The sequence below is a fragment of the Snuella lapsa genome (genome assembly GCF_039539345.1).
GTDB lineage: Bacteria > Bacteroidota > Bacteroidia > Flavobacteriales > Flavobacteriaceae > Snuella > Snuella lapsa.
In genome coordinates this window covers 20,512-30,483 of record NZ_BAABCY010000097.1, presented here as the reverse complement: position 1 = coordinate 30,483, position 9,972 = coordinate 20,512, and the positions used below count along the sequence as shown (strand labels likewise).

General features: G+C 34.3%; 7 protein-coding genes. 2 read left to right on the top strand and 5 right to left on the bottom strand.

Going from position 1 to position 9,972, the window contains the following annotated elements; all coding sequences use genetic code 11:
• The coding region (locus tag ABD792_RS17590; protein ID WP_345007686.1) for a helix-turn-helix domain-containing protein at positions 1-862 on the top strand (862 nt) is incomplete at its 5' end.
• Positions 863-1,093: 231 nt separating this feature from the next.
• On the opposite strand, the gene ABD792_RS17585 is transcribed toward ABD792_RS17590, so the two are convergent.
• From ABD792_RS17585 to ABD792_RS17565, 5 genes are all read right to left on the bottom strand, one after another.
• Positions 1,094-1,771: a response regulator gene (locus ABD792_RS17585; RefSeq protein ID WP_345007685.1), complete on the bottom strand. Its 678-nt coding sequence runs from the start codon at positions 1,769-1,771 to the stop codon at positions 1,094-1,096.
• A 9-nt stretch (positions 1,772-1,780) separates the two neighbouring features.
• Positions 1,781-3,799 carry a tetratricopeptide repeat-containing sensor histidine kinase gene (locus ABD792_RS17580; protein WP_345007684.1) on the bottom strand — a complete coding sequence of 673 codons (2,019 nt, stop codon included), beginning with the start codon at positions 3,797-3,799 and terminating at the stop codon, positions 1,781-1,783.
• Between the two features lie 245 nt (positions 3,800-4,044).
• On the bottom strand, positions 4,045-6,063 hold the full coding sequence (locus ABD792_RS17575; protein WP_345007683.1) for an ATP-binding protein: 2,019 nt from the start codon (positions 6,061-6,063) through the stop codon (positions 4,045-4,047).
• 61 nt (positions 6,064-6,124) lie between these two features.
• Positions 6,125-6,286, bottom strand: coding sequence for a hypothetical protein (locus ABD792_RS17570; protein WP_345007682.1), 162 nt, complete (start codon positions 6,284-6,286; stop codon positions 6,125-6,127).
• Positions 6,287-6,522: 236 nt separating this feature from the next.
• Complete coding sequence (locus ABD792_RS17565; protein WP_345007681.1) at positions 6,523-7,248, bottom strand: LytR/AlgR family response regulator transcription factor; 726 nt, start codon at positions 7,246-7,248, stop codon at positions 6,523-6,525.
• Between the two features lie 552 nt (positions 7,249-7,800).
• On the opposite strand from ABD792_RS17565, the gene ABD792_RS17560 reads away from it, so the two are divergent.
• Positions 7,801-9,849, top strand: coding sequence for a transketolase family protein (locus ABD792_RS17560; protein ID WP_345007680.1), 2,049 nt, complete (start codon positions 7,801-7,803; stop codon positions 9,847-9,849).
• Positions 9,850-9,972 lie beyond the last annotated feature (123 nt).

Genomic DNA, 9,972 nt, shown 5'->3' with positions numbered 1-9,972 from the left:
CGACCAAAACCGGTTCAGTCAACACGGTGTTCATGTTTGGCCGTACCGACCACACGAACACTTAGTTATTGTATTGGGTTCACCATTGCAGTCAGGGAGTGAAATAACCTTGCCTTTTGGGAAAAATAGATTTGAGATTGAATTTTCGGCTTTGTCCTATTCTTCAGCATATAGAAATGAATACCTTTATAAGTTAGATGGGATTGATGCAAATTGGAGTCGGATTTCTGGTAAAAATCCCTTGGCAATCTATTCTCTTTTGCCTTCAGGCAGGTATCGTTTTAAAGTAAAGGCTGCCAACAATGATGGTGTATGGAATAATGCTCCAATCTATTTAGATGTTTATGTTAAGTCGGATGTGCTGAATAGTAAGATGCTTAAAGTGGTTATAGTTAGCTTAATAATACTAATACCATTTTTAATAACAGGGGTGTTGATTGGAAGACAGAATAGAAAGGCATTACGAAAACCCCAAAAAACAGAAGTAGTAATCCCAGAAATAGATTCAGAAAATAAAGAAAAGTTAGTTGCTTTAGAGGTGTTGATGAAATCAGAAAAATTATATTTAGATCCAGACTTAAGATTAAGTAATTTAGCAAATAAGATTGATGTTTCTTCAAATCATTTGTCGATGCTGTTAAATGATTATGTTGGTTTGAATTTTTATGATTATGTCAATTATTATCGAGTAGAAGAAGTGAAGAAGCGACTAATGGATTTAAGGTATCAGCACCAAACAATTTCTTCTATAGGAGGAGATTGTGGTTTTAATTCCAAATCTGCTTTTTATAGAATATTTAAAAATGTTACAGGAAAAACACCAAGTCAATATCAAAAAGAGGTAGAAGCAAAAGTTAACTAAAATATATGCTTTGTATTCATGGTTTCAATAAATCACGCTGTTGATTTATGAGAGGGTACGTTTTTTAAGAAAAATATAGAAACACCAGGGAATTATGTTTGTAATGTAATGTTTCAGGGTTAACAGGGTTCTTGCAAAAAGTTATTTTTTCTTAATGAGATTCTAAAGTGTTTTGGTTTTAATACTATTATGTTGTTCACAGGGTTAGGGTGGGTTTTAAATTTGTCTTAACTAAATAAAACCTTTTTCTTCGGCGGCGTCAATCAATGCTCTGTCACCTTTGCCAACGACATTAAAAAGTTCTTTAAGTATGCGTTTACGGCGTTCTAAAGCAGCAATGGAAAGTAATAAAATATTGGGCAACTCTTTCATTTTTGTGCCTCTTGATAATTCGAAGAGTAACTTTCTGTCAATACTGTCTAATACAAAGTTAGTAGTAGACATTTTTCGGAGTAATTTTAAGACTGGTTTACTATAGTAGGGCGGACTTGTTAAAACGGTGGTAATTGCATCAGTTAGAATGTCAGGAGTTAGTTCGCTCTTTATTAGAAATCCATCTGGATTAACATTTTTAAGAATACTATGTAACCTGTTGTTGTCATCAAACATAGTTGATATAATAATCTTAACAGTGTCTATTTCCTCTCTTATTTTTAGGCCAAGGTCTTCGCCCGATATGATCTTTCCATCCTTTGATGGAGGAAGCTTTATATCTAAAAAAACAAGATCGATCCCATCGTTGATTTGCGATTCAGTGATTTTTTGATAGGCAGAATCACAATCCCTAGCTGTTTCAATGTTGAAATTTACATTTGGATCTTGTTTACTAATGTGTTGTAAAGCACTATCATAGGCTTTAATAATTAAAGGATGATCATCTACGATCAGAACATTATAGGTACGTGCCATATTCAATTTTTAAACAGGTATTGTAATAATTATCGATGTGCTCTCATCTTTAATAGAGTTAATGGTTATTTTTCCATTAAGTTTCGATATCCTCGATTCCATGTTTTTTAAACCAATGCCCTTCCTATTCTTTTTAAGGTCGAATCCAATACCATTGTCAGAAATGGTCAAATGTAGTGATTCGGACGTTAAATTAAAACTTATTGCAACAGTAGTTGCTTTCGCATGCTTTACGATATTTTGAATACCCTCTTGCACAATGCGGTATACACTTACTTTAACTTCGTCCTCAATAGCACTCCAGGGGAGGTCTGCATTATTGTTAAATGTATAGTTAAAATTATTAAGGCTACTTTGATTGGATACATATTGCTCTATAATGGAAGCAAAATCAGCTTTAGATATTAATATGTCATGTTTTAGCTCATGGGAAATAGCTCTTATCTCCTTTTCAATTTGCTGTATCTCATGTAAATAAGACTTAAACTCCTCGGGGTCACTTATGGTATTTCCCATTGTGAGGTATCCCAGCCCAACGCGGGTGCCAAACAGTTTTCCTAACACGCCATCGTGTAGTTCTTCAGATATTCTGTGGCGTTCCTGTAAGCGCCCTTCTTCGAGTTTGGATTGTTGTTTGAGCATAAGGGCATACACTTCCTGGTTGATCTTTTGTTGTTCACTTTCCAGAAGTAGCTCCTTATTTCTGGCTTTTTGCCGTTTAATAAAATACAGAAGCGCAAAAACCAGTACTAGTGCTCCTCCAATAATAGATATAAATAAATTTTGTTGCGATAAGCGTTTGGTTTCCTCAATATATTCGTCGGTTTCGTATTGAATGCGTGTAAACTTATTGCGTATGGCACGCTCTTGCGCCTGTAAACTGTCGTTTAAAGCAATGTGCTCTTCCAGATAGGCTGGGGCGTTTTTTTTATCGAGTTTGGCAAGGAGTTTCAAAGCATCCAACCGGTCACGATGGTTATCAACACTTTTAGCTAAATTAGAAGCGTTTTTTGTATAGATTAAAGCTTTGGCAGAATCTCCTCTGGAAGCATAAAATTCGGCTAAATGTAATTTACTGATAACTACACCTGAGACATTGTGCATACTATCCCGTATTCTTAAAGACTTATTAAAATTTTCTTCCAGTTGTAGAGTATCTCCGTTAAGAAATCGAGTATAGGTTAGATTATCAATTACAATAGAATATAAATGAGTGTCGTTTTTTCTTAAAGAGGTGTTTCGCAAAGCTTTTTCAAAATAATCAATAGATAATTTGTAATTACCTGTTGCTCTGTAAACTAAACCCAAGCTGTTTAAGCTAATTTCCCTGTATAAGTTTTCGTTTTTTATTTTACTAGCATACTCCAAAGCTTTTTTATGATAGATTATGGCTTTATCATATTCTTTAAGGTTTGAAAAGTTTATTCCCAAAAGGTTATGGCAAAAAAGAAGAGAGGTGTTTTTTTTTAGTGGCTTTAGCAATTCAATGGCTTTAAACGCTAAAACTTCACTCCCTGTATAGTCTCTTAAATTATTTTTAATGGCGCCCATACCGTATAGCATCTTTCCAGCATTGTAGTTGTTTTTAATTTTATTGAATAGCTTGTAGGCTTGATTGTAAGCTATATAGGCACTGTCAAATTCTTCTTTTAAAAAATAATAATTTCCAAATCGGGATAAAGATTCACCAATGCCTAAAGTGTCATTTAACTTTTTTGATAATGAAAGTCCAGAGTTATAAGCGCTTTTAAAAAGTGTTGAGTCCTTAAGATTAATGGCTTGGTCCATTATCTTTAAAAAAAGCTCTTTTTTCAAAGTGCCATTACTTAGGGAATTATTGATGTTGTAAGCACCAAGTAATTTTGTTCTTCTTTTATTTACATCAAATGAGTTGTTCTTAGAGTCTTCTAATAAAAGGTTTACTCTGATTTCATTTGAATTGCCGCTTTCATCTTGTTTTAAATTACATGCAGTTAATAACAAGATAAAAAAAATACTTAAAGGGAATTTTTTAAAGATTATGTTCAAGTGAAAAAGATTTACACAAACCTATAAAAAAAACCTAAACGAAAGTTGAGTCATATATTATTATAAGTAAAAAGCGAGTTGGTTTATTAGAAATGATTGATGTAATAATTAGGTTTTTTAGTAAAGGTTAAGCAATAAGTCCTGAAAATATCCCAGAATATAAGCCTTTTAATCTAGAAGTTTCAATTATGAAAGAGGATGTCGTCTACAATAAGAACATTATACGTGCTTGCCATAATTCATATTTATAATGGTATGGTAACTGTTATAGTGGTTCCTTGTCCTTTAGCAGCGTTGATATTTATTTTGCCATTCAATTTGGATACTCTGGATGCCATATTTTTGAGACCAATGCCTCTTTTGTGTTTTTTTGTGTCAAACCCGATACCATTATCGGTAATTGTTAAATGTAGTGATTCGGACGTTAAATTAAAACTTATTGCAACAGTAGTTGCTTTCGCATGCTTTACGATATTTTGAATGCCCTCTTGCACAATGCGGTATACACTTACTTTAACTTCGTCCTCAATAGCACTCCAGGGGAGGTCTGCATTATTGTTAAATGTATAGTTAAAATTATTAAGGCTACTTTGATTGGATACATATTGCTCTATAATGGAAGCAAAATCTGCTTTAGATGTTAATATGTCGTGTTTTAGCTCATGGGAAATAGCTCTTATCTCCTTTTCAATTTGCTGTATCTCATGTAAATAAGACTTAAACTCCTCGGGGTCACTTATGGTATTTTCCATTGTGAGGTATCCCAGCCCAACGCGGGTGCCAAACAGTTTTCCTAACACGCCATCGTGTAGTTCTTCAGATATTCTGTGGCGTTCCTGTAAGCGCCCTTCTTCGAGTTTGGATTGTTGTTTGAGCATAAGCGCATACACTTCCTGGTTGATCTTTTGTTGTTCACTTTCCAGAAGGAGCTCCTTGTTTCTGGCTTTTTGCCGTTTAATAAAATACAGAAGCGCAAAAACCAGTACTAGTGCTCCTCCAATAATTGAGATGAGTATGTTTTGTTGCGACAGGCGTTTGGTTTCCTCAATATATTCGTCGGTTTCGTATTGAATGCGTGTAAACTTATTACGGACGGCACGCTCTTGCGCCTGTAAACTGTCGTTTAAAGCAATATATTCTTCCAAATAAGCTGGTGCATTTTTTTTATCGAGTTTGGCAAGGAGTTTTAAGGCTTCCAGTCTGTCACGATGGTTGTCCACATTTTTAGCCAAAACGTGGGCATCTTTGGTATGTGACAAGGCTTTGGCCGTATCACTTTTGGAAATATAAAATTCTGCTAAATGGAGTTTGTTTAATACAACACCTGAGACATTATGTATGCTGTCTCGTATTCTCAAAGACTTGTTGAAATTTTCTTCTAGTTGCAAAGTGTCTCCGTTAAGAAATTGAGTATAGGTCAAATTATCGATTAAGGTAGCATATAAATCGATATCATTTTTTCTTAAATTCTGACTATTTAAAGCTTCTTTAAAAAAAGAGATGGCATGATCGTATTGTTTTGTATGATGATAAGTTAATCCTAAATTGTTCAAGCCGATTTCTCTATAAAAACTTTGGTTTGTGATTTTCTTTGCATATTCCAGAGCTTTATTATAATGCACTATGGCTTTGTTATATTCTTTAAGTTCAGAGAAGTTTATTCCTAATAGGTTATAGCAAAGGAGAAGGGACGTGTTCTTTTTTAGGGGCTTTAATAATTCAATAGCTTTAAATGCTAAAACTTCACTCCCAGTATAGTCTCTTAAATTACTTTTAATGGCTCCCATGCCGTATAACATTTTACCCGTATTGTAATCGTTTTGAATTTTATCGAATAGTTTGTAGGCTTGATTGTAAGCTATGTAAGCACTGTCAAATTCTTCTTTTAAAAAATAATAATTACCAAATCGGGATAAGGATTCACCAATACTTAAGGTATCGTTCAATTTTTTTGATAATAAAAGTCTGAAGTTATTAGCGTTTATAAATAGTGTTGAATCTTTAAGATTGATGGCTTGGTCTATTATTTTTAATAAAAGATCTTTTTTTAAGGTTTCATTATTTACGGTTTTATTGATCTTATATGCACTAAGTAATTTTGTTCTTCTTTTATTTATATCAAATGAGTTATTTTTAGAATCTTCTAATAAAATGTTTACTCTGATTTCATTTGAATTATCGCTTTCATCTTGTTTTAAATTACATGCTGTTAATAACAAGATAAAAGGAATACTAAAGGTGAATTTATTAAAGATTATTTTCAAGTGAAAAAAGATTTACACAAACCTATAAAAAAAACCTAAACGTAAGTTTAGGTTTTTAAGATTAATCTTCAGGTGGTGGAGGTGGCTTTTTATTGTCGTCATTAGCAACCACATTTTCTGTATCTGTAATTAAGGTGTCATCATCAGAAATGTCTTGTTTTGTACAAGAAATAATCAAATTAGAAAAAATAAAAAGAACGATGAGTGTTCGTAAAATTCGCATGTCATTACGTTTTAAAAATTAAACAATAGGGTGTTGAGCCAGAGACTAGCTGAAACTCGTAATGCGCATGTGTTTACTGTATTAAAGAGCAGGTGTAACTACTTGTTAATCAGTGTAGAAATTTCTTAACAAGACAAATATATGGGACGGTTTTAGCCCTTCAAAGCATATCAAATGAGCTTTAGTGAAACACTAAGTTCTGTGAGTGAAATGGTGGTTTTTGAAAGGGAAATGATTTAGTTTAAAAGTAGGGCAGAAGACCTCGAAAAGGTGTTAACCATAAAATCGATATTATCCTGATAGGTCTTTGTAAACGGAACGGTATTATTATTCTTTTTAATGGTACAGGTTAATTTTCCGTAATTAACGCGGCATACATAATTTTTATTTACAATATAACTTTTATGTATGCGTAAAAAGTTTTTCGGCAGTACAGACTCGAAAGCTTTAAGGGTCTTAAAAGCATTTATAGTATTGCCATCAAGCATATGAAAGTCGGTTGTGTTGTTGTCAGCCTTTAAAAATAAAATCTCATCTGTACGTAAATACCTATAATCTTTATAGGATTTGAGGCAAATGGTCTCTTTCAGTTTAGTAGGGCGTTTTTTTTTAAATCGAAGTATTGATTTTCTTATTTCTAATTCGCTAACAGGGTTTAGCAGATAATCAAAAAAACCTGTTTTAATAGCATCGTAGGTTTTTTCTTTTGAAGAGGAAATGGCTATAAATTCAGAATCACTGTTTAAGTATTGCTTGGTCTCCTTTACAAGTTCGAAAGGATCATCAATAGACGTGTCGATATTAATAAAAATTAAATCGGGCATGTCTTTTAAGATGCTGTTCATAGATTCTGATGCATCATGAGAACAACCTATAAGATTAAAATCTGGTAGATCATCTAAAACCTTTATAATGCTATTTATAATAGGCTCTTCAGTTTCTATGATAAAATAGTTGTTCAATTATACTCCCTTTTTTAAGTGGCAATTTATAGAGAAACGAGATACTTCAGTTTGGGGAAAACCTTGAAAAATCTAAGGTGTTTCTATTAAAATTCTAAGTGTGTTTAAGCATGTCGGTTATTTCATTAAACAAAATAAGTAGGTATTTTTGTGTTGACTTACAGAGTGTTAGTAGGTTTTTGGAGCGTTTTGTTACTTAAAATCTTTAATTTTTAGATGAATTTACTTACTAGCCGATAAAAGCTGATTTGGTTAGGAACAGAAGTTTAATTTGTGTTTGATGCAGTTTTGGTTTATGGTGTTTTTTTGAAAAATATTTTGATAATAATGTTATTTGGAGATCGTAGGATTCTAAAAAGTACAGTTCAATAAAATTGTCTCGAAAACCTTTGAAACTAATACTTTTAATTTTAAGCAATTAAACTTACCTTTGCCGCGACATATATAAGCCCTTTGATTATAAAATAATTAGTTGTTTTTTTTTTGAAGGTTTTGTCAATAAAAAGTTCCTTATTAAAAGCAGAATTAAATAGGTTATCAAACAAGTAAAACATGAACAAAAAAATTGATCAACAAGCAGCAGACAATATCAGAGCATTAGCTGTTGCAATGGTAGAAAAGGCAAAGTCAGGGCACCCTGGAGGTCCGATGGGAGGCGCCGATTTTATGCACATTTTATATTCGGAGTTTTTTAACTACGATCCATCAGATATGAATTGGCCTTTTAGAGATCGATTTTTTATGGACGCTGGTCACTTGTCTACTTTAATGTATGCCCAATACTACTTATTGGGGAATTATGCTAAGAACGATCTTGAAAATTTCCGTCAATGGGGGTCTATTACTCCTGGGCATCCCGAAGTTGATGTAGCTAGGGGAATAGAAAATACGTCTGGACCATTAGGACAAGGACATACCATGGGAGTGGGAGCCGCTATAGCAGCGAAGTTTTTAGCAGCGCGTTTTGGAGATTGGATCAATCATAAAGTATATGGATTTATCTCTGATGGAGGTATCCAGGAAGAGATATCTCAGGGAGCAGGTAGGATTGCAGGACATTTAGGTTTGAGCAATTTTATTATGTTTTTCGATTCTAACGATATTCAATTATCGACATCTGTTGAAGAAGTTACAACCGAAGATACCGCTATGAAATATGAATCTTGGGGTTGGAAAGTTGTAACTATCGATGGTCATGACCACGATCAGATAAGACAAGCTTTAACCGATGCCAATAACGAAACAGAAAAGCCAACCTTAATTATAGGAAAGACCATTATGGGTAAAGGTTGCGTAGCTGCTGATGGGAGTTCGTTTGAAGGTTACTGTGAGTTACACGGGCAGCCTATAGGTAATACAGGAGCCGATTATGAGAAGACCTTACTAAACTTAGGGGCTAGCTTAGAGAACCCATTTGATATCTACGAAGACGTAGCATCTTTTTATAAAACACTAGTAGCCGAAAAAACAGCAAAAGCTGCTGCAAAGAAAGCAGAGATTGCTGCTTGGAAACAAGAAAATGAAGCTTTGGCTGCGAAGATGGATCAATTCTTCTCAGGAAAATTACCAGAGTTGGATTTTGGATCCATAGAGCACAAAGCAGGCTTGGCATCGCGAGCAGCTTCTTCCAATGTGTTGGGGTACTTGGCCGAGAATGTTGAGAATATGATCGTATCCTCTGCCGATTTATCAAATAGTGATAAAACCGATGGATTCTTGAAGAAAACACATGCCCTTCAAAAAGGTGACTTTAGCGGATCGTTCCTGCAAGCAGGTGTGGCCGAATTGACTATGGCGTGTATTGCAAATGGTTTAGCTTTACACGGAGGTATTATTCCTGTAGTGGCTACTTTCTTTGTGTTCTCAGACTATATGAAGCCAGCTATCCGATTAAGTGCTATCCAGGAACTACCTGTAAAATATGTGTGGACACATGATGCCTTTAGAGTAGGAGAAGATGGGCCAACGCACCAACCTATAGAGCAAGAAGCTCAAATTCGTTTACTGGAAAAAGTAAAGAACCACAGTGGAAAAGCAGGTTTCCTGGCATTGCGACCAGCAGATTCATCAGAAACAAGCGTGGCGTGGAAAATGGCTATGGAAAACAGCGATACACCTACTGGTTTAATCCTGTCAAGACAAGGTATTAAAGATGTGCCTGCCAATGGCGCTTCAAGATATGGAGACGCTTTGGCAGCCGAAAAAGGTGGTTACTTAGTAAAAGAAGTTGAAAATCCAGATGTTGTATTAATTGCCAACGGATCGGAAGTATCGACCCTTATTGAAGCTTCTAAAATATTAGAAGATAAAGAAAATATAAAGGTTAGCATCGCTTCTATCATTTCAGAAGGGTTATTTAGGCAACAACCTCAAGCTTACCAAGATAGCATTATCCCTAAAAATAAACCATTATTTGGTTTGACAGCTGGTTTACCTGTAAACCTGGAAGGACTTGTTGGGGCTAACGGTACTGTTTTTGGAGTCGATCATTTTGGCTATTCAGCGCCTGCAGGTGTTCTAGACGAGAAGTTTGGCTTCACAGGAGAAAAGGTGAGTGAAAATGTGATAGCTTATTTAAAAGAAACGGTGTCTTTAAGCTAAACGACGTAATTTTAATTATATTACAAAGTAAAAGCATCCCAAATTTGGGGTGCTTTTTTGTTTGGGTAAATGAGTATAAATTAAACTATACAATTAGCTTAAATAGGTTGGTGGATTTTGTAA

Excerpts from the sequence above, each read along its gene's own strand:
- ABD792_RS17570 (WP_345007682.1), bottom strand. The coding sequence starts at position 6,286 with ATGCGAATTTTACGAACACTCATCGTTCTTTTTATTTTTTCTAATTTG.
- ABD792_RS17560 (WP_345007680.1), top strand. The coding sequence starts at position 7,801 with ATGAACAAAAAAATTGATCAACAAGCAGCAGACAATATCAGAGCATTA.
- ABD792_RS17585 (WP_345007685.1), bottom strand. The coding sequence starts at position 1,771 with ATGGCACGTACCTATAATGTTCTGATCGTAGATGATCATCCTTTAATT.